26 protein-coding genes are annotated in these 24,858 nt (G+C 68.2%); 12 read left to right on the top strand and 14 right to left on the bottom strand.

The genetic code is table 11. The annotated features are described in order from the left end of the window. The first annotated feature begins 32 nt into the window (after positions 1 to 32). Both E5P2_RS10385 and E5P2_RS10380 read left to right on the top strand, forming a co-directional pair. Positions 33 to 446, top strand: coding sequence for a hypothetical protein (locus E5P2_RS10385; RefSeq protein WP_232080646.1), 414 nt, complete (start codon positions 33 to 35; stop codon positions 444 to 446). A 141-nt stretch (positions 447 to 587) separates the two neighbouring features. Continuing rightward, positions 588 to 827, top strand: coding sequence for a hypothetical protein (locus E5P2_RS10380; protein WP_162567005.1), 240 nt, complete (start codon positions 588 to 590; stop codon positions 825 to 827). A gap of 20 nt (positions 828 to 847) precedes the next feature. Here the strand turns inward: E5P2_RS10380 and E5P2_RS10375 are convergent, their stop codons facing one another. From E5P2_RS10375 to E5P2_RS10365, 3 genes are read right to left on the bottom strand one after another with little or no spacing between them, the layout of a single operon-like run. Next, complete coding sequence (locus tag E5P2_RS10375) at positions 848 to 2,227, bottom strand: CoA transferase (RefSeq protein WP_162567004.1); 1,380 nt, start codon at positions 2,225 to 2,227, stop codon at positions 848 to 850. A gap of 19 nt (positions 2,228 to 2,246) precedes the next feature. Next, a complete protein-coding gene (locus tag E5P2_RS10370) occupies positions 2,247 to 2,885 on the bottom strand; it encodes a 3-oxoacid CoA-transferase subunit B (protein ID WP_162567003.1) in 639 nt (212 codons plus the stop codon). Position 2,886: 1 nt separating this feature from the next. Next, a complete protein-coding gene (locus tag E5P2_RS10365) occupies positions 2,887 to 3,699 on the bottom strand; it encodes a CoA transferase subunit A (protein WP_162567002.1) in 813 nt (270 codons plus the stop codon). Between the two features lie 74 nt (positions 3,700 to 3,773). Here E5P2_RS10365 and E5P2_RS10360 point away from each other — a divergent pair, with 74 nt between their 5' ends. Together E5P2_RS10360 and E5P2_RS10355 are read left to right on the top strand one after the other, a co-directional pair. Then, entirely contained in the window at positions 3,774 to 4,361 is a 588-nt protein-coding gene (locus tag E5P2_RS10360) for a LuxR C-terminal-related transcriptional regulator (RefSeq protein WP_162567001.1), read from the top strand. A 4-nt stretch (positions 4,362 to 4,365) separates the two neighbouring features. Next, positions 4,366 to 5,421: an MBL fold metallo-hydrolase gene (locus E5P2_RS10355; RefSeq protein WP_162567000.1), complete on the top strand. Its 1,056-nt coding sequence runs from the start codon at positions 4,366 to 4,368 to the stop codon at positions 5,419 to 5,421. A 25-nt stretch (positions 5,422 to 5,446) separates the two neighbouring features. Here the strand turns inward: E5P2_RS10355 and alkB are convergent, their stop codons facing one another. The 3 genes from alkB to ada all read right to left on the bottom strand — a co-directional run bounded on the left by alkB (position 5,447) and on the right by ada (position 8,061). Further along, positions 5,447 to 6,106: a DNA oxidative demethylase AlkB gene (alkB, locus tag E5P2_RS10350; RefSeq protein WP_162566999.1), complete on the bottom strand. Its 660-nt coding sequence runs from the start codon at positions 6,104 to 6,106 to the stop codon at positions 5,447 to 5,449. Positions 6,107 to 6,226: 120 nt separating this feature from the next. Further along, positions 6,227 to 6,967 (bottom strand): 2OG-Fe(II) oxygenase, encoded by a 741-nt coding sequence (locus tag E5P2_RS10345; protein ID WP_443083550.1) that lies wholly within the window; start codon positions 6,965 to 6,967, stop codon positions 6,227 to 6,229. 11 nt (positions 6,968 to 6,978) lie between these two features. Continuing rightward, positions 6,979 to 8,061: a bifunctional DNA-binding transcriptional regulator/O6-methylguanine-DNA methyltransferase Ada gene (gene ada, locus E5P2_RS10340; RefSeq protein ID WP_197908484.1), complete on the bottom strand. Its 1,083-nt coding sequence runs from the start codon at positions 8,059 to 8,061 to the stop codon at positions 6,979 to 6,981. 130 nt (positions 8,062 to 8,191) lie between these two features. On the opposite strand from ada, the gene E5P2_RS10335 reads away from it, so the two are divergent. From E5P2_RS10335 to E5P2_RS10325, 3 genes are all read left to right on the top strand, one after another. Further along, positions 8,192 to 9,787, top strand: coding sequence for a glucan biosynthesis protein (locus tag E5P2_RS10335; RefSeq protein WP_162566997.1), 1,596 nt, complete (start codon positions 8,192 to 8,194; stop codon positions 9,785 to 9,787). Positions 9,788 to 10,026: 239 nt separating this feature from the next. Continuing rightward, on the top strand, positions 10,027 to 10,335 hold the full coding sequence (locus E5P2_RS10330) for a helix-turn-helix domain-containing protein (protein ID WP_162566996.1): 309 nt from the start codon (positions 10,027 to 10,029) through the stop codon (positions 10,333 to 10,335). Positions 10,336 to 10,338: 3 nt separating this feature from the next. Beyond that, positions 10,339 to 11,652, top strand: a complete 1,314-nt coding sequence (locus E5P2_RS10325; protein WP_162566995.1) for a type II toxin-antitoxin system HipA family toxin — start codon at positions 10,339 to 10,341, stop codon at positions 11,650 to 11,652. 6 nt (positions 11,653 to 11,658) lie between these two features. Here the strand turns inward: E5P2_RS10325 and E5P2_RS10320 are convergent, their stop codons facing one another. Further along, positions 11,659 to 12,069: an FKBP-type peptidyl-prolyl cis-trans isomerase gene (locus E5P2_RS10320; RefSeq protein ID WP_162566994.1), complete on the bottom strand. Its 411-nt coding sequence runs from the start codon at positions 12,067 to 12,069 to the stop codon at positions 11,659 to 11,661. Between the two features lie 43 nt (positions 12,070 to 12,112). Between E5P2_RS10320 and E5P2_RS10315 the strand changes: the two genes are divergently transcribed. Both E5P2_RS10315 and eutC read left to right on the top strand, forming a co-directional pair. Beyond that, a complete protein-coding gene (locus E5P2_RS10315) occupies positions 12,113 to 13,507 on the top strand; it encodes an ethanolamine ammonia-lyase subunit EutB (RefSeq protein WP_162570433.1) in 1,395 nt (464 codons plus the stop codon). Continuing rightward, on the top strand, positions 13,504 to 14,310 hold the full coding sequence (gene eutC / locus E5P2_RS10310) for an ethanolamine ammonia-lyase subunit EutC (protein WP_162566993.1): 807 nt from the start codon (positions 13,504 to 13,506) through the stop codon (positions 14,308 to 14,310). Before E5P2_RS10315 ends, eutC begins: the two co-directional genes overlap by 4 nt. 3 nt (positions 14,311 to 14,313) lie before the next feature. Here eutC and E5P2_RS10305 read toward each other — a convergent pair whose 3' ends face one another. Genes E5P2_RS10305 through E5P2_RS10295 form a run of 3 tightly spaced genes read right to left on the bottom strand, consistent with a single transcriptional unit; the run spans position 14,314 to position 18,177 of the window. Further along, the gene (locus E5P2_RS10305; RefSeq protein ID WP_162566992.1) at positions 14,314 to 15,648 is read right to left on the bottom strand and encodes a c-type cytochrome; all 1,335 of its coding nucleotides are present in this window, start codon (positions 15,646 to 15,648) and stop codon (positions 14,314 to 14,316) included. Then, positions 15,645 to 17,417: a GMC family oxidoreductase gene (locus tag E5P2_RS10300; RefSeq protein ID WP_162566991.1), complete on the bottom strand. Its 1,773-nt coding sequence runs from the start codon at positions 17,415 to 17,417 to the stop codon at positions 15,645 to 15,647. Before E5P2_RS10300 ends, E5P2_RS10305 begins: the two co-directional genes overlap by 4 nt. 10 nt (positions 17,418 to 17,427) lie before the next feature. Continuing rightward, a complete protein-coding gene (locus E5P2_RS10295) occupies positions 17,428 to 18,177 on the bottom strand; it encodes a gluconate 2-dehydrogenase subunit 3 family protein (protein ID WP_162566990.1) in 750 nt (249 codons plus the stop codon). A 168-nt stretch (positions 18,178 to 18,345) separates the two neighbouring features. Here E5P2_RS10295 and E5P2_RS10290 point away from each other — a divergent pair, with 168 nt between their 5' ends. Then, complete coding sequence (locus tag E5P2_RS10290) at positions 18,346 to 18,924, top strand: peroxidase-related enzyme (RefSeq protein WP_162566989.1); 579 nt, start codon at positions 18,346 to 18,348, stop codon at positions 18,922 to 18,924. A gap of 3 nt (positions 18,925 to 18,927) precedes the next feature. On the opposite strand, the gene E5P2_RS10285 is transcribed toward E5P2_RS10290, so the two are convergent. Both E5P2_RS10285 and E5P2_RS10280 read right to left on the bottom strand, forming a co-directional pair. After that, positions 18,928 to 20,661, bottom strand: a complete 1,734-nt coding sequence (locus tag E5P2_RS10285) for a phosphoethanolamine transferase (RefSeq protein WP_162566988.1) — start codon at positions 20,659 to 20,661, stop codon at positions 18,928 to 18,930. A gap of 22 nt (positions 20,662 to 20,683) precedes the next feature. After that, positions 20,684 to 21,415 carry a phosphatase PAP2 family protein gene (locus E5P2_RS10280; RefSeq protein ID WP_162566987.1) on the bottom strand — a complete coding sequence of 244 codons (732 nt, stop codon included), beginning with the start codon at positions 21,413 to 21,415 and terminating at the stop codon, positions 20,684 to 20,686. Between the two features lie 138 nt (positions 21,416 to 21,553). On the opposite strand from E5P2_RS10280, the gene E5P2_RS10275 reads away from it, so the two are divergent. Both E5P2_RS10275 and E5P2_RS10270 read left to right on the top strand, forming a co-directional pair. Continuing rightward, positions 21,554 to 22,228, top strand: a complete 675-nt coding sequence (locus E5P2_RS10275) for a winged helix-turn-helix domain-containing protein (RefSeq protein ID WP_162566986.1) — start codon at positions 21,554 to 21,556, stop codon at positions 22,226 to 22,228. Then, positions 22,225 to 23,589, top strand: a complete 1,365-nt coding sequence (locus E5P2_RS10270; RefSeq protein ID WP_162566985.1) for an ATP-binding protein — start codon at positions 22,225 to 22,227, stop codon at positions 23,587 to 23,589. Before E5P2_RS10275 ends, E5P2_RS10270 begins: the two co-directional genes overlap by 4 nt. Before the next feature lie 5 nt (positions 23,590 to 23,594). On the opposite strand, the gene E5P2_RS10265 is transcribed toward E5P2_RS10270, so the two are convergent. Together E5P2_RS10265 and E5P2_RS10260 are read right to left on the bottom strand one after the other, a co-directional pair. Then, positions 23,595 to 23,975: an acyl-CoA thioesterase gene (locus tag E5P2_RS10265; protein ID WP_162566984.1), complete on the bottom strand. Its 381-nt coding sequence runs from the start codon at positions 23,973 to 23,975 to the stop codon at positions 23,595 to 23,597. 37 nt (positions 23,976 to 24,012) lie between these two features. Further along, positions 24,013 to 24,834 carry a DMT family transporter gene (locus E5P2_RS10260; RefSeq protein ID WP_162570432.1) on the bottom strand — a complete coding sequence of 274 codons (822 nt, stop codon included), beginning with the start codon at positions 24,832 to 24,834 and terminating at the stop codon, positions 24,013 to 24,015. Between the last annotated feature and the right edge of the window lie 24 nt (positions 24,835 to 24,858).

Raw genomic sequence — 24,858 nt, 5'->3', positions numbered from 1 at the left:
TCGAAAGGAGAACACTGCCACCCAGGTGAAGCATGCTGCCCACTCCGGCGCGGCGGCTGCGCCCCCCGATATCGTTCCGTCCTGCGCTCATGCACGTCATCGATCATGCCACCCTGCCTCGGTTGCACGAAGTCGGCCGCCGGCGGTTTGCAGCCGCCAGCCGGCAACTGGGCTCGGGCTTCGAACTCTGGATCGAAACACTCGACGTCAACGCACGCGCGGACCTGGAGCCGCAACACAGCGATCGCGTCGTGCTGGTGCTGGCAGGGTACGGCAATCTCCACCTGGAGAGCGGCCCGCAACGCTTCCATGCGCCTTGCAGCCTGATCCTGCCTTCGGGTGCCGAATGCCAGCTGGTGAACATCGGCGCCGAACCGATGGAATACGTGATGGCCTTCGCGAGTCCGCCGCTGGCCCCGTCCGCGCAGCCCATGCCCGATCGCTGAGCCCGGCGCTCGCCGATACCGGGGTGCCCCCGTATTGGCCCACGGCGGATGTGCCGCTTGGCTCCTCTGGGCGATGTGCAATTCGCCGCCGCCGCGAATACTTCATCCATGCGCACCAGTGCCCATCGAACGGAGTATCACGTGAGCCACGCCGCCGCCATCTCGATCCAGGATTCGGGTTTCGTACCGGTACCTCGTGCGACCGCGCCCGCGAAGCTGGTCTCGCCGGACGCAGCCGCGAAGCGCAGCCCGCTGGGCCTTTCCATCACGGCACTCCCGCAGAGGCTGTCACGCCGAACCCGGGTCGTCTCGATCGGACTGCTGATGGTCGCCACGAGTTTCGGCCTGTCGATGCTGATCGTCGCCATCGGCTCACTCTGAGACGCATCGCGCGCCCCAACTCAAGGCCACACAGGCGGATCACTTCCCGGCGGCATCGAAGGACGCGGCCATGCGGCCGGCGTGCGCGACAGCTGGGCGCTGTGACGCATTGCGCGCAATTCACCGAATCCCGAGGTCGAGGTCTCGAGCCAGGGCGCGAAGTCGGGCCGCGCCGCCGCGAGTCCGTGCGGCACCCGGCCCAAGCCGCGCAGCCAGTGCCCCGTCTGTGCAAGGGAGACCTGCACGTGCCAGCTGCCGCCTTCGCGCAGTTGGCGCCACAACGCCGCCGACGCACCCATCGCGATCAGGTAGCCGGTCGCCTGGTCGAGGATCTGCATGGGCAAGGGACGGGGCTTGCCGTCGCCCGCGGCTTCGCCTTCGGCATGATTGAAACCCATCGCGGTCTGCACCAGCGAATCGAATCCGCGCCGCCCGGCCCAGGGCCCCTCGGTGCCGTAGGCCGTGAGGGACACGCAGACGATTCCCGGCCGTGCCCGCGCCAACGCCTCGGGACCGAAGCCGCGCGCCGCGAGGCCACCCGGCCGATAGCCCTGGACGAAGACATGCGCCTCGCGCAGCAGCCCCGCCAGCGCGTCGCGGCCCTCCTGGGTTTCGAGGTCCGCATGCGCCGACAGCTTGCCGCGGCTGGTGTCGGCGATCGACACGATATTGGGAAGCCGGGGCGAATTGATCAGCATCACGTCCGCACCGTAGGCCGCCAATGCGCGCCCGCCCACCGGACCGGCCAGGATGCGGGTGAGGTCGAGCACGCGCACGCCGGACAACGGCCGTGCCTGCAGCCCGAGCGCAGGCAGGATCTGCGGCGGCGCATCACCGATGCGCTCGATGCGAAACAGCGGCAGCGATGCCACCGCGCGGCCTTGGGCCGTGGCATCCCATTGGTCGAAGCGGCGCAGCGCGGTGGCGACCATCCCGGCGGCCGCCGCCGCATCCTCGAAGTCGAGTGCGCGCCAGTGGCGCATCGCGGCCTCGGCGTCGGCCCGCTGGGCGGTGGCCGGGTCGAGGCCCAGCAAGCGCAGCGCGCCGTCGCGATGGTGCGCAAAATTGGCATGGACGCGCACCGCGCCATCCGCACAGCGATAGAGCCCCGAGAACGCGTCCCACGGATTGGGCGCCTGGCCATCGATGCTGAACCAGCCCACGCATTCGAGCGCGGCATGTAGCATGTCGACGCCGACCTCCTGCCGCGGCGCACCCCGCGTGTGACCCAACTCGCAAGCGGCCAGCGCAGCCGCGGCGATGGTGCTCTGCGCGGCCGTGCCGACGGCGAACGACGAGGGCAGCACCGGCTCCGAGCCGCTCAGCCGGGCATGCGCCAGCGCTTCGGGCGGCAAGCCAGCCTGCCGCCAGATCCCGTCCAGCGCCTGCATCGCGTCCATCGCCAGGGCCGCCTCGCGGTCAATGGATCAGCTTGGCCCCGGTCTTGGCCTGCAGCGCCTCGAAGCTCACGCCCGGCGCCAGCTCGACCACCTTCAGCCCTGCGGGCACGACATCCATCACCGCGAGGTCGGTGATGATGCGATCGACCACGCCGACACCGGTCAGCGGCAGCGTGCATTGCTCGAGGATCTTGAGGTCCTCGGTGCCGTCCTTCTTCTTCGCGACGTGCTCCATCAGGATGATCACGCGCTTGACGCCGGCGACCAGGTCCATCGCGCCGCCCATGCCCTTGACCATCTTGCCGGGGATCATCCAGTTGGCCAGATCGCCCTTGCTGCTGACCTGCATCGCACCGAGGATCGAGAGGTTGATCTTGCCGCCGCGGATCATCGCGAAGCTGTCGTGGCTGCCGAAGATCGCCGATCCGGGAATGGTGGTCACGGTCTGCTTGCCGGCGTTGATCAGGTCGGCGTCGACCTGGTCTTCGGTCGGGAACGGGCCGATGCCGAGCATGCCGTTCTCGCTCTGCAGCCAGACCTCCTTGTCGCCGACGAAGTTGGCGACCAGCGTCGGGATACCGATGCCGAGGTTGACGTAGAAACCGTCTTCGAGTTCTTGCGCGGCGCGGGCCGCCATCTGGTCCTGGGTCCAGGGCATGTCAGGCTCCTTTTTTGTTGACCGGCACCTTCGGCACCGGGACTTCGCTGCCGACCGCGGCTTGCGCGATGGCGGCCTGTGCCTCGACCTTGGCGGCCGCGGCATCGACCGGCGCGGCGGCACTCACGGTGCGTTTCTCGATGCGCTTTTCCGGCGTGCTGTTGAGCACGATGCGGTGCACGTAGATGCCCGGCAGATGAATGTCGTCCGGCGCGAGTTCGCCGACCTCGACGATCTTCTCGACCTCGACGATGCAGATCTTGCCCGCCATCGCCGCGGCCGGATTGAAATTGCGCGCCGTGAGACGAAAGCGCAGATTGCCCGACTTGTCGGCCACGTCGGCCTTGACCAGCGCCACGTCGGGCACCAGCGAGCGTTCCATCACGTAGGTCTCGCCGTCGAACTCGCGCAGTTCCTTGCCTTCGGCCACCTGCGTGCCGACGCCGGTCTTGGTGAAGAAGGCCGGGATGCCGGCACCGCCGGCGCGCAGCTTCTCGGCCAGCGTGCCCTGCGGCGTGAATTCGAGCTCGAGTTCGCCGGCGAGGAACTGGCGTTCGAACTCCTTGTTCTCGCCGACGTAGCTCGCGATCATCCGCTTGATCTGGCGCGTGCCGAGCAGCTTGCCGAGGCCGAAGCCGTCGACGCCCGCGTTGTTCGAGATGCAGGTGAGATTCTTCACGCCCGAGTCGTGCAGCGCGTCGATCAGCGCCTCGGGAATGCCGCACAGGCCGAAGCCGCCGACGGCAAGCGTCTGGCCGTCGGCCACGACGCCCTTGAGCGCCGCGTCGGCGGAGGGGTAGATCTTGTTCGCCATGTTTCCTCGTTCGGTTGGTTGGTTGGATGCAGAGTCAGGACGATACTACGTATAAACATACGTAGTATTTCGTAATGGCGACACCCGACCCCGGCGCGGCCCTCATCGACTACCGGCTTGCCTTCGAGCATGCGCCGGTGGGCATGGTGGTCTCGCGCCATCGCACCATCGTCGATTGCAACGCGCGCCTGTGCGAGATGTTCGGTGCCGCCCGCGATGCGCTGATCGGCCAGTCGTTCCGCGTGCTGTACCCGAGCGTCGCCGAATTCGAGCGCATCGGCAAGCGCATGGAGCCGATCCTCAATGCCAACGGCCGCTATGCCGACAGCCGCATGATGCAGCGCGTCGGCAACCTGCACGGCGCCTTCGCCGGCGAAACCTTCTGGTGCCATGTGAGCGGCCAGGCGCTCAACCGCGCGGCGCCGCACGAGGCCGGCATCTGGATCTTCGAGGACCTCGGCTCGCGCCGCAGCGCCAAGGCCGAACTCACGCCGCGCGAACGCGAAGTGGCGGCGCAGGTGATGCAGGGCCTGACCTCCAAGGAGATCGGCCGCGCGCTGGCGATCAGCCATCGCACCGTCGAACTCCATCGTGCGCGCCTGATGCGCAAATATGCGGCCGCGACGACGGCCGAACTGGTGCAGAAATTGATTGCGGGATGAGCCAATGACCTTCGACGCCGATCTGCCCAAACCGCACCACCGCGCCCGCGGCTTCCAGAACAACTACACCGAGTTCAAGACCAAGAGCCTGTCCGAGTTGCTGCGCTGGCGCCGGCAGGCCGCACGCGCCGGCCTGCCACGACCGCCGCTCGTGCCGACGCCGCGGATGACGCCGGACCTGGAATGGCTGCATGCCAATGCCAGGGCCGGCACGCGGATGGCGCCCGCGGTGACCTGGATCGGTCATGCCACGGTCCTCGCGCAGGTGGGCGGACTCACCGTGCTGACCGATCCGATGTTCTCGCAACGTGCATCGCCGGTGCAGTTCGCCGGACCGAAGCGGCATGTGCCGCCGGGCATCGCACTGTCCGATCTGCCGCACGTGGACCTGGTGCTGATCTCGCACAACCACTACGACCATCTCGATACGGGCTCGGTCGCGGCATTGAACCAGCAGGCCGGCGGGCCGCCGCTGTTCGTCGTGCCGCTCGGCCTCGCGTCATGGATGGCGGCGCACGGCATCGCCCATGCGGTGGAGCTGGACTGGTGGGATCGGCATCCGGTGCCGACGCCGCACGGCGAAGTCGAAGTGACACTGGTGCCGGCGCAGCACTGGTCCTCGCGCAGCCCGCGCGATGCGCTGGCCACGCTGTGGGGCGGCTTCGCCGTGCTCGCGCCCGACTGCCATCTGTTCTTCGCCGGCGACACCGGCTATTCGCGCGATTTCGGCGACATCCGCCGGCACTTCGAAGACCGGCAGTCCGCGGCCCGAGGCGGTGGCTTCGACATCGCGCTGATTCCCATCGGCGCCTATGCGCCGCGCTGGTTCATGCGGGAGCAGCATGTGGACGTCGAGGAAGCGCTGCAGATCCATGCGGACCTCGGCGTCAAGCGCTCGCTCGGGATCCACTGGGGCACCTTCGAGCTGACCGATGAATCGCTCGACGAGCCGCCGCGCCGGCTGGCCGCCCTGCGCAGCGAGCGGGGCTTGCCGGACGACAGCTTCTTCGTGCTGCCGATCGGCGGAACGCGGACGATCGCGCCGCGCGAGAAGGCCTGAAGCCGCGCGACCGGCTGCCTGCCTGTCAGCGCGCCTTGCGGAAGGTCAGGTTGATGCGGCACGCGCCCATGAACGGATGCCACGCATCCTTCAGCGGCAGCACGCCGTGATGGTGCAGCCGCGCCGGCCCGCCCCACGCCACGACATCGCCATGGCCGAGCGGAATGCGCTGCGTGGTGTCGGCCCGCTTCGCGCCGCCGAACAGGAACACCGCGGGAATGCCGAGCGACACCGAGACGATGGGCTGCCGCAGATCGCGCTCGTCGCGGTCCTGATGCAGGGACAGCCGCGTGCCGGGTTCGTAGCGGTTGATCAGGCAGGCGTCGGGCGCGAAGCCTTCGAAGCCGGCCGCGGCGGCAGCCTGGGTCGCGAGCTGCATGAACGAGGCCGGAAGCGGCGGCCAGGGCCGGCCGCTGTCGGGGTCGATGGCGTCGTAGCGATAGCCCCTGCGATCCGACACCCAGCCCAGTGCGCCGCAGTTGCTCATCGCCACCGACATGCGAAAGCCGCCGGGCGTGACGAGGTGACGCAGCGGCGCCTCGGCGACGACCCGCATCAAGTCCGCGTGCAGGGTCGTCGCATGCGGTCCCGCGAACCCGCGCAGCAGCACCGCGCCGGGCTCGATCGGCACGGTGCCCTGGAACTCGACAGGCGATTCGAACAGGTCAGGTGTCACGGCATTCATCGCAAAGAACTACGACATCCCTTTCGGGAAACACCGTGGAACCGGCTCCGCCGGGCCGCTGGTGTTGCCCCCGGCAGGGGGTTGGCGGCCACACGAAGTGGGCAAGCCTGGGGGCGAGTTTCATTCAGCGTCGTGAAAGATGATGCCGGCGGTATGACGCAGGCCCGAGCGCACACGGCTCACGCCGTGCCGCAGATTGACGCGGTAGACCCCGCGCGTACCCTGCACCGGCCGGTGGTGCACCGCGATCACCGCCGCATCGCCCTGCCGCAGCGGCAGCACCATGGGACGCGATTGCATGCGCGGCCGCTGCTCGGTCAGCATGAACTCACCGCCGCCGAAATCGCGGCCGGGCTCGGACAGCAGGATCACCAGCTGCAACGGAAACACATGCTCGCCATACAGGTCCTGGTGCAGGCAGTTGTAGTCGCCGGTCTCGTACTGCAGCAGCAGCGGTGTCGGGCGCAGTTGCCCCGCGGCGTGGCAGCGCGCGATGAAGTCGGCATGTCGCTCCGGATAGCGGACGTCGATGCGCATGAGCTCGTTCCATCGGTTGGCGATCGGCACCAGCCGCGGGTAGATCGCCTCGCGAAGTCCGGCCACGAGGCCAGGCAAGGGATAGGCGAAGTACTTGTACTCGCCCCGGCCGAAGCCGTGCCGCGCCATCAGCACGCGGCTGCGAAAGCGCGCGTCTTGTGCATAGAGCGCAGCGAGCGACGCGCATTCGGACGGCGACAGCAGGCGGTCGATCACGGCGTTGCCCTCCGCATCGAGATCGTCGCCGACGCGCATCCAGTCGATCGCATCGACACGCTGTTCGACGTCGTTCGCCGTCGTATGGCGCGCGACCGGCATGCTCATGTCCCGTGCGTTCATGTCCGCTTGGCCTCCCGCTGCAGCAACGCGCTCTTGCGCTCCACGCCCCAGCGGTAGCCCGACAGATGGCCGTCGCTGCGCACCACGCGATGGCACGGAATCGCCACCGCCAGATGATTGGCACCGCAGGCCTGCGCCACCGCGCGCACCGACTTCGGCGCGCCGATGCGCCGCGCCACGTCGGCATAGCTCGCCGTGCTGCCCGCGGGGATCTCGCGCAGTGCCTGCCACACCCGCTGCTGGAAGGCCGTGCCGCGCACGTCGAGCGGCAGATCGAGCCCCAGACCGGGCGCCTCGACGAAGCCCACCACCCGGGCGACCAATTGCTCGAAGCGCGCGTCGCCGCCGAGGAGCCGGGCCTGCGGAAACTGGTCCTGCAGATCGCGCACCAGCGCCTCGGGGTCGTCGCCGAGCGCGATCGCGCACACGCCGCGTTCGCTTTGCGCGACCAGGATCGCGCCGAGCGCGCATTCGCCGATGGCGAAGCGGATGTCGGTGCCCGCGCCGCCCGCGCGCCAGGTGGTGGGCGTCATGCCCAGCACCTCATTCGAGTTTTCGTAGAAGCGGCCGTTGGAGTTGTAGCCGGCGTCGTAGATCGCACCGGTCACCGTCTCGCTGCGCCCGAGCTCACGGCGCACGCGCCGGGCACGGTGCGCCGCTGCATAGGCCTTGGGCGTGAGGCCCGTGATGTCTTTGAAGACCCGGTGCACGTGATAGCTGCTGAGGCCCGCGCGCTCTGCCAGCGCATCGAGCGTCGGCGGCTGGTCGGCACCTTCGATGAAGCGGCACAGTTCGGCCACCATGGCCGCATGCTGTTCGGCCAGTGCGGGCTGGTCCGGCTTGCAGCGCTTGCAGGGACGAAAGCCCGCGCGCTCGGCTTCCGCAGCGGTGGCGTGGAAGGCCACGTTCTCGGGCCGTGCCGGCCGCGCCGCGCAGGAAGGCCGGCAGTACACGCCGGTGGTGCGCACCGAATAGAAGAAGCGGCCGTCGGCAGCCGGGTCGCGCGCCGCGACGGCCGCCCAGCGTGGATCGCTCACCGTGGCGAGGGCACGCATTTCATTGAGACCATTCATGTTCATCTTGCATCCTTGAAGGGGTCGATGGCGTCACTTTAGGGATGACGTGCCGTCGGCGCACTCCGGGTCTTGCTTTCGAATTCAGTCATCGGCCTACGGGACACACTGCAAGGGCTCGCTACCATTCTGGGCAATGATCGATCGTCGCTCACTTCTTTTCGCCGGTGGCGCCTCCGCGGCGCTTGCCGCCCTCGGCATTCCCCTGGATGCGCTCGCAGCGGCCGGACTCCAGCTCGGCGAGCCCCGGCCCTTTTCCTTCGAACGTCTTGTGACGCGCGCGAAGTCGCTGGCCGGCAGGCCCTACGTGGCCGACAACTCCTTGCCTGCGGACGTGCTGCAGCAGATCGACTACGACGCGCACGGCAAGATCAAGTTCAACGCCGACAACGCGCTGTTCCGCGAGGGGCCGGGCGCCTTTCCGGTCACATTCTTCCACCTGGGCCGCTATTTCCAGACGCCGGTCCACATGCACGTGCTCGAGACGGCGAGCGGCGATGGTTTCGCGCGCGAGATCGTCTACGACGCTTCGTACTTCAGCATGCCGGCCGACAGCCCCGCGCGCAAGCTGCCCGACGGCGCCGGCTTTGCCGGCTTTCGTCTGCAGGAGAGCCGGCTGGGCGATCAGAAGAAGCTGCCCTGGGAAACGAACGACTGGGTCGCCTTCCTCGGCGCCTCGTATTTCCGCGCCATCGGCGAGCTCTACCAGTACGGCCTGTCGGCGCGCGGCATCGCGCTCGATGCCGCGATGCCCGATCGGCCGGAGGAGTTTCCGAGCTTCACCCGCTTCTACTTCGAGCCGCCGGGTTCGGATTCGTCCGCGATGACGGTCTATGCACTGCTCGAAGGGCCGAGCATCACCGGTGCCTACAAGTTCGTCATGCAGCGCGGCCGCGCGGTGCTGATGGACATCGACGCGCGCCTCTTCCTGCGGCGCGATGTCGGCCGGTTCGGACTGGTACCGCTGACGTCGATGTACTGGTACTCCGAAACGGTCAAGCCCACCGGCATCGACTGGCGCCCCGAGGTGCACGACTCGGATGGCCTGGCGATGTGGAACGGTGCCGGCGAACGCATCTGGCGCCCGCTCAACAATCCCACCCAGACCCGCGCCTCTTCCTTTGCCGACAAGAGTCCGCACGGCTTCGGCCTGCTGCAGCGCGACCGCGTCTTCGACCACTACCAGGACGGCGTCGGCTACGAGAAGCGCCCGAGCCTGTGGGTCGAGCCGATCGGCGACTGGGGCGAAGGCGCTGTGCAGCTCATCGAGATACCGACCGATGACGAGATCCACGACAACATCCTCGCCTGCTGGGTGCCCAAGGCGCCGGCCACGGCGGGCAGCAGCTACAGCCTCAAGTACCGGCTGCACTGGGCGGCCGACGAGCCCTTCCCTTCGCCGCTCGCACGCTGCGTCGCGACGCGCCTCGGGCGCGGTGGCCAGCCCGGCCAGCCGCGGCCGCAGGGCGTGCGCAAGTTCATGGTCGAGTTCATCGGCAAGCCGCTCGAAGCCATTCCCTTCGGCGTCAAGCCCGAGCTCGTGCTGACCGCATCGCGCGGCAAGTTCTCGTACATCTTTTCGGAAGCGGTACCCGACGGCATGGCGGGTCATTGGCGCGCGCAATTCGACTTCGCGGCCGAGGGCAACGATCCGGTCGACATGCGCCTGTTCCTGAAGCTCGGCGACCAGCCGCTGACGGAGACATGGCTGTACCAATACCAGCCGTTCTGAACGGTTCGACCCGCAACGTCACGCGGAGGGCGCAAGCGTCTTGCGTCAAGATACCGAATTGGGCCTATCGCAAGCTAGATTCTTTATAAAAGACCATATTGGGACTTTTATGGAATCTCTTATCACTTGCAACAAGAGCCCTAAATAGGTTCATAATTGGCAATATTTCATATTTATAGACCTAAATAGGTCTTTTATGGATTCTCTCCCGATTCGATCCAAATCCATCAGGAGCACCCGTGCCAAGCCATCAAACGACAGCCGACCTCGAAGCGAGCCTTGGCGCCAGTCTGCGCGCGCTGCGCCTCGATCAGAACATCGACCAGAAGACTGTCGCCGAACGTGCGGGCGTCAGCCTGCACGCGCTCAAGAATCTCGAGGGCGGCCTGGGTTCGAGCATCAGGACGCTGGTTTCCGTGCTGCGCGCGCTCGGCCGTGAGGACTGGCTCAAGACCATCGCGCCGGTCGCCACCATCAATCCGCTCACGCTGACCCGGGCCGCCGCGCCACGGCAGCGTGCGACGACGCGCAAGCCTGCGCCGACCTGAGCCATGGCCACCCGCAAGCCGAGGACCGCCGGCTACAAGCACGTCGACAGCGTCGAGATCCACCTGTGGGGCGAACGCGTCGGCGTCGTTGCGCTCGATCCGGGCTACGGCTTCTACGCCTTCCGCTACACGCCGCAGTTCCAGGCCGGCCGCATCGAGCCTTCGCCCCTGCAGATGCCGCTGGCCGCCGACCGGACTTTCCTGTTCACGGACCTGCCCGCGGAAACCTACAAGCGCCTGCCGGCCATGCTCAACGACGCGCTGCCCGACGACTTCGGCAACGCGCTCATCAACCGCTGGATGGCCGACCGCGGCATCTCGCCGCAGGACATCACGGCCCTGGACCGGCTCGCCTACATGAACAACCGCGCGATGGGCGCGCTCCAGTTCAAGCCGGCGCGCGGCCCGGCGACCCAGAAGCCGATGGCGATCCAGTTGAGCCGGCTGGTCGTCGAGGCGCGCAAGGCGGTCGCCGGCTCGCTCGAGAACGACGACCATGCCAACGCTGCCCTGCGCAGCATCATCGAGGTCGGCACCTCCGCCGGCGGTGCCCGCGCCAAGGCCGTGATCGCCTGGAATCGCGAGAGCGAGGAGATCCGCGCCGGCCAGCTCGAGGCGCCGCCCGGATTCGAGCACTGGCTGCTCAAGTTCGACGGCATGGGGGTGGACAACGAACTCGGCACCTCCCAGGGCTATGGCCGCATCGAGTACGCCTACCACCTCATGGCCCGGGAAGCCGGCATCGACATGACCGAGTGCCGCCTTCTGCAAGAGAACGGCCGCGCCCACTTCATGACGCGCCGCTTCGACCGCGAGGATGCGGACGTGCGCCACCACATGCAGACGCTGTGCGCGATGGCCCACCTGGACTACAAGAAGAAGGGCACGAACTCCTACGCCCAGCTGTTCGACACGATGAACAGGCTCGGCCTCCCCTACGAGGACAAGGAGGAAGCCTTCCGGCGCATGGTCTTCAATGTCATGGGCCGCAACTGCGACGACCATACGAAGAACTTCTCGTTCCGGCTTCGCCAGGGCCGTCCCTGGGCGCTTTCACCGGCCTACGACCTCAACTTCGCGCACAACCCGAGGGGCGAGTGGACCTCCCAGCACCTCATGGCCGTCAACGGCAAGTTCAAGGACTTCACCGAGGACGACCTGCTGGCGGAAGCCGAGCGCTTCGGCATCGGCACGGCACCGCGCGTCATCGACCGGGTCCGCTCGGCGATCGGGGCATGGCGTTCCTTTGCCGCCAAGGCGCAGGTCGGCGCCGAACAGGTCGAGCAGATCGGCAGCCTGCTGTTGCCGCTGAAATAGGCCGGCTCAGCGCCCCTTGACCGAGATCAGCTCGACCTCGAAATTCAGGGTCGCATTGGGCGGAATCACGCCGCCTGCACCGCGCGCGCCGTAGGCGATCGAAGGCGGGCAGGTCAGTTTGGCCCTGCCGCCCGGCTTCATCTTCTGCACGCCTTCGGTCCAGCACGGGATCACGCCGCTGAGCGGGAACTCGATCGGCTCGCCACGCTTGTAGGAGCTGTCGAATTCCTTGCCGCTGTCGGGAAAGGTGCCGCGGTAGTGGACCTTGACGGTGTCGGCGGCGGTGGGCGAGTCGCCGGTGCCCTCTTTCAGCGACTGGTAGACGAGCCCGCTCGGGGTGGTGACGGGCGCGCTCTGGGCCCAGGCCGCAGGCAAGACGCAGAAGGACACGAGGGCCGCACAGAAGAAGGATCGCACGAGATTTCCTGGATGAATGAAAACAAGCCATTATTGCGGGCTCATGCGCTACCGGACCACGCTCGATTCGCAAGTCTTCGGCTTCGACGACCTCAGGCAGGTCATGGCGATGGCGAGCCCGGCGCGCTCGGGCGACGAGCTCGCGCAGATCGGCGCCGCCACCGCGCAGCAACGCATGGCGGCACGCCATGTGCTGGCCGAGACGCCGCTCAGGCAATTCCTCAGCGAAGCCCTCGTTCCCTATGAGGACGACAACATCACCCGGCTCATCATCGACGGCCACGATGCGCAGGCCTTCGCGCCGGTGGCGCACCTGACGGTCGGCGATTTTCGCAACTGGCTGCTGTCGGAGCGCGCCGGCACCGCCGTGCTGACGGCGCTCGCGCCCGGACTCACGCCCGAGATGGTGGCCGCGGCCTCGAAGCTGATGCGCAACCAGGACCTGGTCGCCGTCGCGCGCAAGTGCAGCGTGGTCACGCGCTTTCGCGACACCATCGGCCTGCCGGGGCATCTGTCGGTGCGGCTGCAGCCCAATCATCCGACCGACGACCTGCGCGGCGTCGCTGCTTCCACGCTCGACGGCCTGCTGATGGGCGCGGGCGATGCGGTGATCGGACTCAACCCGGCCTCCGACAGCATGCCGGTGCTGGGCGATCTGCTGCGCATGCTCGACGAGCTGATCCAGCGCTTCGAGATACCGACCCAGAGCTGCGTGCTGACGCACGTCACCCGGACGCTGAAGCTGGCGGAGACAGGTGCGCCGATCGACCTCGTGTTCCAGTCCATCGGCGGCACCGAGAAGACCAACCGTTCCTTCGGCGTGACGCCCGAGCTGCTCGACGAAGCGCAGGCCGCCGCGCTGTCGCTCGGACGCGGCACCCTCGGCGACAACCTCATGTATTTCGAGACCGGCCAGGGCAGCGCGTTGTCGGCCGATGCCAACTTCGGCGTCGATCAACAAACCTGCGAGGCACGCGCCTATGCGCTCGCGCGGCGCTATCGGCCGCTGCTGGTCAACACGGTGGTCGGCTTCATCGGACCCGAGTACCTCTACGACGGCAAGCAGATCATCCGCGCCGGGCTGGAGGACCATTTCTGCGGCAAGCTGCTCGGCCTGCCGCTCGGCTGCGACGTCTGCTACACCAACCATGCCGAGGCCGACCAGGACGACATGGACACGCTGCTGGTACTGCTCGGCACCGCGGGCATCAATTTCATCATGGGCGTGCCCGGCGCGGACGACGTGATGCTCAACTACCAGAGCACCTCCTTCCACGACGCGCTGTTCCTGCGCGAGACGATGGGATTGAAGCGTGCGCCGGAGTTCGAGGCATGGCTGCAGCGCATGCGGATCACCGATGGCGCGGGCCGGCTCCTGCCGCCCTCGTCGCAGCGCCTGCTCGCCGATATGCATGCGCTGAAGGCGCTCGCGCGATGAGCACGAACGACGACATCGTCACCGCCAGCCCATGGCGCGAATGGCGCGCGGCCACGCCGGCCCGCCTCGCGCTCGGCCGTGCCGGCGCGGGCATGCCGACCGACGAAGTCCTGCGCTTCGGCTGGGCGCATGCGATGGCACGCGATGCGGTGCACGCCGCGCTCGATGTCGCATCGCTCGAAGCTGCATTGCGCGCCGAAGGCTGGACCACGGTGCAGGTGCACAGCCGCGCCGCCGATCGTGCGACCTACCTGCGCCGCCCCGACCTGGGCCGGCAGCTCGATGCGCAGAACGCACAGCGCCTGCGTGCCGACACGGCTGCGCGCGGCGATGTCTGCATCGTGATCGGCGACGGCCTGTCCGCGCTCGCGATCGAGCGGCACGCGATGCCGCTGCTGGCGGCGCTGCGGCCGCAGCTGCCTGCCGCGCTGTCGCTGGCGCCGATCGTGATCGCATCGCAGGCGCGCGTGGCGCTCGCGGACGAGGTGGGCGAGCTCTTCGGCGCGCGGCTGTCGGTGATGCTGATCGGCGAGCGGCCGGGCCTGAGTTCGCCCGACAGCCTCGGCGTCTACCTCACGCATTCGCCGCGCCGCGGGCGCAGCGACGCCGAGCGCAACTGCATCTCCAACGTGCGGCCCGAAGGCCTGGCCTGCCCTGCCGCGGCGTTCAAGCTCGCATGGCTGATGCAGGCGGCGCTGGCGCGCGGTCTCACCGGCGTGGCGCTCAAGGACGACAGCGAGCTCGCGCTGCGCGCGCCGCACGCGCATGCCGCGTCCCTGCCGGACGCGCAGCACCCCGACTGAGGCTCAGGGCGTCTTCGCGGCGACCGGCTGCGGCAGCGCCTTGCGCACCGCGGCCACCTGGGCCGCGCTCACGGCATCGCCCTGGTTGCCCCAGCTCGAGCGCACGAAGTTCAGCACGTCGGCCACGTTGGCGTCGGTCAGGCGCCAGCCGAAGTCCGGCATCGCGATGGCCGACGGCGCCTGGACGGTGCTTGCCATGGCCGAGCCTCCGAGCACGAGCCGGATCAGCGAGGTCGGATCCTTGACGTTGACGACGCTGTTGCCGGCCAGCGCGGGAAAGGTCTTCTCGGCGCCGATGCCGCTTGCGCGATGGCAGGCCGCGCAGTTGTTCATGTAGACCATCGCGCCGCTGTTGCCGGTGATCGCGCCGGCCTGCAGCGCCTTCGTGCTGGGATGGTTGACCGCGGCGGCGAGGACGCTCGCCTGCGTCACCGCGGGCGGCGCATCCGGCCTGGCCCCGACCGACTGCAGATAGGTTGCGACGGCCGACAGATCTTCCTTCGACATGTGCTGCGTGCTGTTCTCCACCACCTGCACCATCGGGCCGAAGGCCGCGGTCTCGCCGGTGCGGCCGCTCTGCAGGTAGTTCACGATTTGCTCGGTCGTCCATTGCGACACGCTCGGCTGGCCGGTGTGGCGCAGCGGCTGCGCGTACCAGCCGTCGATGATCGTGCCCGAGAGATAGGCATCGCCATCCTTCTCGCTCTGCGCCTTCACGCCGCCGGCGATGCTGCGCGGCGTGTGGCAGTCACCGCAATGGCCCAGGCCCTGCACGAGGTAGGCGCCGCGGTTCCATTCGGCGCTGCGTGCGCTGTCGTCCACGTAGACGCGCTTGTCGAGGTAGAGCCAGTTCCAGCCCACCATCAGGAAGCGCATGTTGAAGGGAAAGCGCAGATGCGTCGGCGGCGCCTTCTCCGCGACCGGCTTCACGCCCTTCTGGAAGAAGGTGTAGAGCGCATGCATGTCGTCGTCGCGGATGCGCGCGAACGAGGGATAGGGCATGGCGGGGTACAGGTGAAAGCCGCCCTTGCCGACGCCCTCGCGCACGGCGCGCGCGAAGTCGGCCTCGCTGTAGTCGCCGATGCCACCCTGCGGATCGGGCGTGATGTTCGTCGAGACGATGGTGCCGAACGGCGTCTTCATTTTCAGGCCGCCGGCAAAGGGCGCGCCACCGGGTACGGTGTGGCAGCTGACGCAATCGCCCGCCTGTGCGAGATAGCGGCCGCGTTCGAGCAGGCCATCGGCCGGCTTGTCCTGCGCGAGCGCCGGCAGCACGACGCACGCCGCCACCAGCGCCATGCCCTGAAGTGCGCGAGGACTGGGGCTGAGGCCAATCATGCCAACGCTCCCGGGTTCTTCAGATATGTCTCCCGGATCGCCTTGGCCGACCAGTACGCGAGCGCACCCACCATGCCGGTCGGGTTGTAGCCGAAGTTCTGCGGAAAGGCGCTGGCGCCCATCACGAACACGTTGGGCACGTCCCACACCTGCAGGAAGCGATTGACCGCGCTGGTCGACGGATCGGTGCCCATCGGCGCACCGCCGGTGTTGTGGGTGGACTGGTAGTAGCGCACGTCGTAGTGAGCGCCCTGCTTCTGGAAGCCCATGCTCATCATCTTCGGCCCCATCGCACGCGCGATCTGTTCGACCTTGGTGCCGATGAACTCGGTCATCGCAAGGTCGTTGGGCTTCCAGTCGAAGGTCATGCGCAGCAGCGGCTGGCCGTGGACGTCCTTGTAGGTCGGATCGAGATCCAGGTAGTTGTCCCGGTACGCCATGACCGAACCCTGGCTGCCGACGCTGGCCTGGAACAGGTAGTTTTCCTTCACCGCCTTCTTCCATTCCGCACCCCATTTCGGCACGCCCGGCGGAATCGCCATCTGCTGGATCGGCCGCCCGCCGGTGTTGATGCAGTTGATGCTCGCGCCGCCCACGAAACCCAGCGGGCCATGGTCGAAGTTGTCGCCGTCGAAATCGTCGAGCACATGCCCGCTGGCACCTGCGCCGACGAAGGGATTCATCGGCTGCTCCTTGTCGAAGAAGAGCGTCGCGCCGCCGTTGAGCTGGTAGGCGTAGTTGCGCCCGACCACGCCTTCGCCGGTGGCGGGGTCGTACTTCTTGCCGATGTTCGACAGCAGCAGGAGCCGCACGTTGTGGAACTGGTAGGCGCACAGCACGACCAGGTCGGCCGGCTGCTCGACCTCGTTGCCTTCGGCGTCGATGTAGGTCACACCGGTGGCATGCTTGCCGTCGGGCGCCATGTTGACGCGCAGCACCTGCGAACGCGTGCGCAGCTCGAAGTTGGGGCGCTTCATCAGCGTCGGCAGCAGCGTGGTCTGCGGCGAGGCCTTCGAGTACATGTAGCAGCCGTAGCGCTCGCAGAAGCCGCAGAAGTTGCACGGCCCGAGCTGCGCGCCATGCGGGTTGGTGTAGGCACGCGAGGCATTGGCCGCGGCCTGCGGGAATGGGTGGTAGCCGAGTTCGCGCGCCGCCTTCTCGAACAGGCGGGCGCTGTTGGGCGAGGCCAGCGGCGGCAGCGGGAATTCGTTGGCGCGCGCGCCCTCGAAGGGATTGCCGCCGGGCTGGATCTGGCCGCGCAGGTTGCCGGCCTTGCCGGAGGTGCCGCAGATCTTCTCGAACTGATCGAAGTGCGGCTCGAGCTCCTCGTAGCTCACGCCGAAATCCTGGATGGTCATGCCCTCGGGGATGAATTTCTTTCCGTAGCGCTCTTCGAAGCGGCTGCGGATGCGCAGGTCGTCGGGCAGTGCGCGCCAGTGATGGCCGTTCCAGTGCACGCCCGCGCCGCCGACGCCGTCGCCGGGCAGGAACGACGCCAGCTGCCGATAGGGCACGGCCACGTCCGCGGGCGTGTGGCGGACGGTGACGGTCTCGCGCGAGAGGTTCTGGAACAGCTTGCCGCGGATGCCGTAAGTGAGTTCGTCGGTGATGCGCGGATAGGCGAAGTCGGGTTGCGTGTCGCGCGCTTCGCCGCGTTCGAGCGCCAGGACCTTGAGCCCCGCCGCGGTGAGTTCCATGCCCATGATGGCGCCGGTCCAGCCGAAGCCGACCAGCACCGCATCGACGCCGGGTTTCTTGATGTTGGCCATGCGCCGCCCCTCAGCCCTGCGGCCCGGCGATGCTGACGGGCGGCAGGTTGTAGCGCGCACCGGGCTTGTCGACCCAGTCCGCGAAATCGGCGCGCGCACCCGGAAACCCGATCATCTTCCAGGCCTCGGCATTCTTGTTGCCGCCGTGGATCGGATCGCTGAAGTAGCCTTCCTTGGTGTTCTGCAGCAGGTAGCCGAAGAAGTCCGTGGCACCCACGCCTTCCAGCGCGAAGCTGCCGGCCTCCAGGCCCTTGAGCACCTCGTCCTGCTGCGCGGCGCTGAGTTGCGCGAAACCCTTGTCCGCATACTGCTTGCGGCAGCGCGCGTCGGTCGCCGCGATCCCGGCGCGATAGACCTCGCGCGGGACCATCTTGCCCTGGTAGCCGAGCAAGGGAGAAGCCTCGAGGAAGGGGCCTTGCGTGTACCACGTCGAGGCATGGCCGAACGCACCTTCCATCTGCCGGTCGATGAACTCCGGCACGCCCGCCTCGATCGCGCCCGGGCCGGTGTCGTCCGACGGAATCAGCCGCGCCACCGCGGCCTTCACGAAGGCCCATTCGCTGGCGTTGAAATAGACCGGCGAGTAGTTCGACGGCGAACTGCTGCCCTGTGACGATCCGCCCGGCGGAAACGATGACGGCGACGATGCGGGAGGACTCTGCGCGGACCCGATGCTGGCCGTGAGGGCCGCCGCGGCGGGGACGATCGCTATGGAGCGGCGCAGAAAACCACGCCGGTCCGGATGGGACGCTTCGCTCATCGCGTTGGTGGGCGGTCGGGCCGCCTTTTGTTGTGCGAGCGCCTATCGTGCCGTCGAAAAACAACGCCGCTTGTAGGCGAAGACGCCATCGACCTGACGCGCACGGTCAGTTCTGCCGTCTGCCTATGATCCGGGACTCGCATCGCACCGCTGCACAAGGAGACACCGATGACCGCGCGATACCCCCTGGCCGAGATGGCCGACCTGCCCGAGGACATCCGCACCGCCGTGCTCGCGGTGCAGGAGAAAGCCGGCTTCGTGCCCAACGTCTTCCTCGCGCTGGCACGCCGGCCGGCCGAGTGGCGCGCTTTCTTCGCGTATCACGACGCGCTGATGCTGAAGGAGGAAGGCTCGCTCACCAAGGGCGACCGCGAGATGATCGTGACGGCCACCAGCGCGGCCAACCAGTGCCTCTACTGCGTGGTCGCGCACGGCGCGTTGCTGCGCATCTACGAGAAGAAAGCGCTGGTGGCCGACGAGGTCGCCGTCAACTGGCGCAAGGCCGACATCACGCCGCGCCAGCACGCGATGCTCGCCTTCGCGATGAAGGTCTGCGAACGCGCGCACGAGATCGACGACGGCGATTTCCCACCGCTGCATGCGCACGGCTTCAGCGACGAGGACATCTGGGACATCGCGGCCATCACGGCCTTCTTCGGCCTCTCGAACCGCATGGCCAGCTTCGCCGGCATGCAGCCGAATCCGGAGTTCTTCCTGATGGGCCGTCTGCCGCGCGAGAAGAAATAGCGGCTAGCCGCGGCAGGACGCCAGCGCGTCGAGCGCGGGCTTGTAGGTCTTGTTGTGGACGTCCATCAGGCCGAGCACGGTGTGATAGAGATTGTCCTGGGTCAGCGGCGCATCCAGGTCCGCATCCAGGCAGGGCCGCGACAGCTTGCGCCGCGCGCTCATGCCGGCGTCGAACCACATCACCATCGGGATGTGCTTCTGCACCTCGGGCGCGAAGCTGTAGGGCGCGCCGTGCAGGAACAGCCCGTATTCGCCCAGCGATTCGCCGTGGTCGCTCAGGTAGAGCAGCGCCGTGTCGTAGCGCGTCGACTGGCCCTGCAGCCAGTCGATGGTCTTGCCGAGGAAGCGGTCGGTGTAGGCGATCGAGTTGTCGAAGGCATTGATCAGTTCACTGTGGCTGCACTCGGCCAGCGCGTTGGTCGTGCATTCCGGCATGAAGCGCTTCACGTCGGGCGACGAGCGCTTGTAGTAGGCCGGGCCATGGCTGCCCATCTGGTGCATCACCAGCACCACGCCCTTGCTGCGGCGCTCGGCCGGCAGCGCGGCCAGCCGCTCGTCCAGGCCTCTGAGCATCACGTCGTCGAGGCATTCGTCGCCGTCGCACATCGTCTTCTTCACGGCCGCATCGAGCGGACTGAAGGCCGACGCGTGCGGGATCCGGTCGCACACGCCCTTGCAACCGCCCGGCTGGTTGTCGAGCCAGAACACCGCGAGGCCGGCGGCCTGCAGGACATCCATCAGGTTCTCGTAGTCGTCCTTGCGCGCCTCGAAATCATGCTTGCCGAGCGGCGAGAACATGCACGGCACCGAGGCTTGCGTGTTGGTGCCGCAGGAGTGCACGTCGCGAAAGCTCAGCACGTGACGCGCGGCGAGTTCGGGCGTGGTGTCGCGCGCGTAGCCGTTGAGCGCGAAGTGATCGGCGCGCGCCGTCTCGCCGACCACCAACACGAACAGCGGCGGCCGCGCCTGCGACGCATAGCTGGCGCCGAGCGTGGTGCCGGCCGTCACCGGAATCAGCTTGCGACTGTGCCGGAACATGGGCTTGACCACCGCCGCCACCGCCGAATAGACGCTGGCCAGCGGATTGATCATGTAGCGCAGATGAACGTTGTTGCGCATCAGCGGCGCGAGTTCGCGGTTCATGACGAGCATGCCGCCGACCGCCAGCGCGACCGCGACGATCAGCAGCACCGCATTGCGCCAGACCTGCGACACGATGTGCTGGGGCGCGATGCGCACGCGCCAGAGCGCCCACGCCGGCACGACGGCAACCAGCAGCACGTCGAGCAGCAGCCCCCAGCTCAGCAGGTCGCGCACTTCGTCGGGATCGGTCTGCACGGCATTCGCGACCATGCTGGGATCCATCACGATCCGGTAGCTCAGCATGTAGTGCTGCACCACGGCCGCCAGCAGCACGACGGCGAACCACAGGGGTTTCATCCAGCGCGACCACGCGGTGAAGGACAGCATCGCCACGGTGCCGCACACCGTCAGCAGCGCCATCAGTGCGACCGTCGGCATGTAGACGCTGGGCGCACCGCCGATGCGCGCCAGCTCGTTCCACAGCGGCCAGTTCGCGGCCAGCGCGAGATACAGGCTCAGCCAGACGACGACCGTGCGCGCCGAACGCGGCCGCGCGATCCACCGGTCGAGGCGAGACCACGGCGAACCGGGGGGATCGGAAGGGTTGAGTGGAAGGGATGAAATAGGCGCGGAGGAAGCTTGCAGACCGGACATCGGACCATCGCTGAATGAGGTATCAGGAGCCATTCAGATTCGGTCGCGCGGGTGGCATCGCCGGCGGGACCGGCAGCGCTTCGCCGCGCGGGCGCGGCATCCGACGCACCAGCGCGTCGATGATCAATGCGACCGCCCAGCATATCCAGGCAGTCCAGAGTGTATGGCTCATGTAGTGCGCGCCGCGAAGCTGCTGGCTGAGCCCCAGGATCAGCCCGGCCGCCAGCGCCACGCCCAGCCACACGCGCGCCACACCGGGCGCGCTGCGCCGGAACGCGAAATAACCGCCGAGGTAGGCAAAGGCCGCAGAGGCATGGCCGGCCGGGAAGCACTTGCCGCCGCCGCCGTCCTTGACGCCCCAGGACCAGTGCGACACGTACCGCGCCGTGCCGCCGAAGGCCTGCAGATCCCACGGGCAGCTGGTGGCGCTGCTGTGCTTGATCAGCGAGATCACCAGCACCGAAACCACGGTCGTCACCGCGAGCTGCGCGCGTTCGCGCACCGAGAGCCGCCGCAGGATGCCGACCGGCCAGCGGATGCAGACGAACAGGCCGATGACCAGCACCCAGCTCAGCGACTTGGCGCCCTCGTGCATCACCTTGCCCAGGAACCATTCGTCGCGCCAGGGGAAACCGGCGGGCGTCGCGAACAGGCGCGCGAGCACCAGATCGAGGGATGTCGAGTCCCAGGCGATCAGCAAGGCCAGGGCAACGAGGGTCAGGACGAGCGGTCGGTAGGCAGCGGAACGGGCCATGGATGGGGCAAGCCGCAAGCGGCGCCGGTTGGAGTAACGGCCGAGGCGGACCGAGGGAATAGCGGCCGGAGGCTACGTCCGCATTCTTAACGAAGTCTGAAGCCGCACTAGACTTGCTGTCTTTGAAAGGATGGCGACGTGCGCATACTGCTGGTCGAAGACGATACCGCGTTGGCGGATGCCGTGTGCAGCTATCTCGTGGCCAAGGCCTTCGTCGTCGACGTCGCCCCCGGCCTGGCGCAGGCCCGTGCCGCGCTGGTGGCCGTGCAATACGCGGCGGTGCTGCTCGACCTGCACCTGGGCGACGGCGACGGCCTGTCGCTGCTGCCGCACGTGCGAGTCCTGCGCGACCGCCCGATCGTGATCGTGCTGACGGCGCGCGACCAGGTCACCGACCGCATCCGCGGACTCGATGCCGGCGCCGACGACTACCTCATCAAGCCCTACGACCCGGCCGAACTGCTGGCACGGCTGCGCGCGGTCGAGCGCCGCCGCAGCGCCAGCCATTCGCCCGTGCTGCAGCTGGGCACCCTGGAGATCGACCTGGCGCGCGACCTGGTGCGCAAGGACGGCGTGCCGGTCACGCTGACCCAGAAGGAATGGGCGCTGCTGCGCGTGATGGCCACGCGCCCGGAGCGCATCCACACGCGCGACAACCTGGCCGACGCGCTTTACGGTTTCGGCGACGAGGCCGACAGCAACACGCTCGAGGTGTTCGTCAGTCGACTGCGGCGCAAGCTCGGGCGCAGCCACATCCAGACCCTGCGCGGCCTCGGCTATCGGCTGTCCTTCTCCCCGGACGAGGACGAATGAAGCGGCTGCCGCCGGCCGGCGCCGACCCCGACCGGCGCGATTCGCTCGCCGGCCGCCTGACGCGCACGCTGATCGTCTGGGTCGGCGGCGTCTGGATGCTGTGCGTGCTCGGCGTGGTCTGGTACGTGGACCGCGAGATCAACCACAACTTCGACAACGAGCTGGTGGAAGTCTCGCATCGCATGTTCGAGATGGCGGTGCAGGAACTCCACACGCTCCAGCGCGAGCAGGGCACGACCCACGGCACGCTGATCGCGCCGCCGCAGCTGTTCTCGGACGCCGCGGTGATGTACCAGGTGGTCGACACGCACGAGCGCGTGCTGCTGCGCTCCACCGAGGCGCCGCAGGAAGCCTTCGACGTGCCGCTGGCGCCGGGTTTCGCCAACGCCGCGCCCTGGCGCATCTACACGGTGCGCCATCCCACGCTCGACCTCTTCCTGCAGGTCGCCGATCCGCTGCGCGATCGGCGCCGCGCCCTCAACCGCACGCTGCTCGGGCTCATCATCCCGCTCGGTGCCGTGCTGCCGCTGCTCGCGCTCGTGCTGCGCAACGTGGCGCGCACCGAGCTGCGCGTGCTGCAGCGGCTGGCCGAGGAGATCGAGAAGCGCAGCGGCACCGACCTGCGGCCGATCGGGCTGCCGGGACTGCCGCGCGAACTGCGCACGGTCGGCGATCACGTCAACCGGCTGCTCGAACGCCTGTCGCAGGCGCTCGACGTCGAACGCGCACTGGCGGCCAATGCCGCGCACGAACTGCGCACGCCGCTGGCCGCCGCGCGCCTGCGGCTCGAGACCGCGTTCGAGCACGAGCTGCGTCGCGAGGATGTCCAGGCCGCGCTCGACGCGCTGCAGATGCTGAGCCACCGCAGCGAGAAGCTGCTCCAGCTGTCGCGGGCCGAGTCCGGCGCCTCGCTCGCGCGCGCGAGGATCGACCTGGTCCAGCTCGCAGGCACCGTGGCGCAGGAGTTCTGGCAGCATGCCCGCACGCGTGCGCAGCTCGCGTTGAAGGTGCCGGACACCGAGGCGCCGATCGCGCTCGGCGACGTCGACGCGCTCGCCATCGCGCTGCGCAACCTGGTCGAGAACGCCCTGCGCTACAGCGGCGGCAGCCGCGTGGTGATCGAGGTGATGGCGCCCTGCACGCTCGCGGTGCGCGACTTCGGCCCCGGCGTCGACGCGCAACGGCTGGGCACGCTCAGGCAACGCCATGCGCGCCACGGATCCGACCGCACCGGCTACGGACTCGGCCTGTCGATCGTCGCGACCATCGTCGAGAAGCACGGCGCGCAGCTCGTGCTGTCGTCGCCGCCGCCCGGCGCGACCAGCGGTTTCGAAGCCCGCATCGTGCTGGCCCGCGCCTGACAAGCTCAGGGCGTGACCATCGCGCGCAGCCAGTCGGGCAGCGGCATCGCCTTCTTCTTCGGAAAGTCCAGCCAGATGGTGGTCGCGCCGCCTTCCGCGCAGATCACGTCGGGCGCGTCGTCACGCGCCAGCGTGCCCCAGGTCTCGAAGGTGGTGCGGGCCGGGTCGCTCGCGTACATGCGCAGCAGCACCGTGCCCGGGTATTCGATCTGCTGATAGAAGTTGCAGAAGGCATTGATGATCACCATGCCCTCGCCGCCGGGGTCGGGCGCGAAGCCGATCGATTGCATCCAGTCGATGCGCGCCGTCTCGAGGTAGCGGAAATAGCTGGCGTTGTTGAGATGGCCCATCGCGTCCATGTCGCCCCAGCGGATGGGAATGGACATCTCGTAGATCAGTTTCTTTTTTCGGGGACCAGGATTCTCATCGGTGTGCTCGGATGGATGCGAGGATGCCAAGGACGAACAGCAGCGCGGCGGCCATCTCGCCCGCGCGCGGCCAGCGCCCGTCCCACAGGAAGGAATAGAGCAAGGCGAACAGCGTCTCGCTCACGATCAGCTGCCCGCACAGGCTGGCGGAAAGGCGCTGGCTCGCGACGTTCCACAGCACGGTCGCGAGCCAGGTCGAACCGATGCCGCCGGCCAGTGCGATCACGGCGAACAGCGCGACGTCGGGCTGCGCCCGCAGGGTGCCGATGTCCGATCCGACCGCCAGCCACAACAGCAGTGCGCCGAGCCCGGTCGCGATGCCGAGCCAGTTGGCCCAGTCGGCGGCGTGGACGTCGGGATGGCGCTGCAGCCAGGCGGCGTTGAGCAGGCCGAAGGCGGTCCAGCTCGCCATCGCGAGCAGCGCCAGTCCCAGGCCCCATGTGAAGTGAATGCCGCCGGCGCCCTCTCCTGGCCACGCACCGGCGACCATCAGCGCAATGCCTGCGGCCGTGAGCAGCAGCCCCGGCAGCAAGGCCTGCATGCGCAGGCCCGCGGGTCGCCCGAGCAGCATCATCCAGACGGGGATCGTGCCGATGATCAGGCTCGGCACCGCCGTGCCCGCGGCCGCGATCGAGAAGGCCAGCAGCAGGTAATAGCCCGTGAAGCCCAGCACGCTGAGCCCGAGCGCCGCGACACCCTGCCGCACACGCGGCCAGCGCACGCCGGCCGGCCGCGATCCGAGCGCGAGCGCCGCGGCCGCGCCGAAGACCACGAAGCGCGCCGCCGTGATGTCCACCATGCCGAAGTTGCCCACCATGCGCGGTGCCACGAACACCAGGCC

The organism is Variovorax sp. SRS16 (assembly GCF_901827165.1).
Lineage (GTDB): Bacteria > Pseudomonadota > Gammaproteobacteria > Burkholderiales > Burkholderiaceae_C > Variovorax.
Note: the sequence above shows the minus strand (reverse complement) of the source record. Positions and strands in the feature narration are given on the sequence as shown.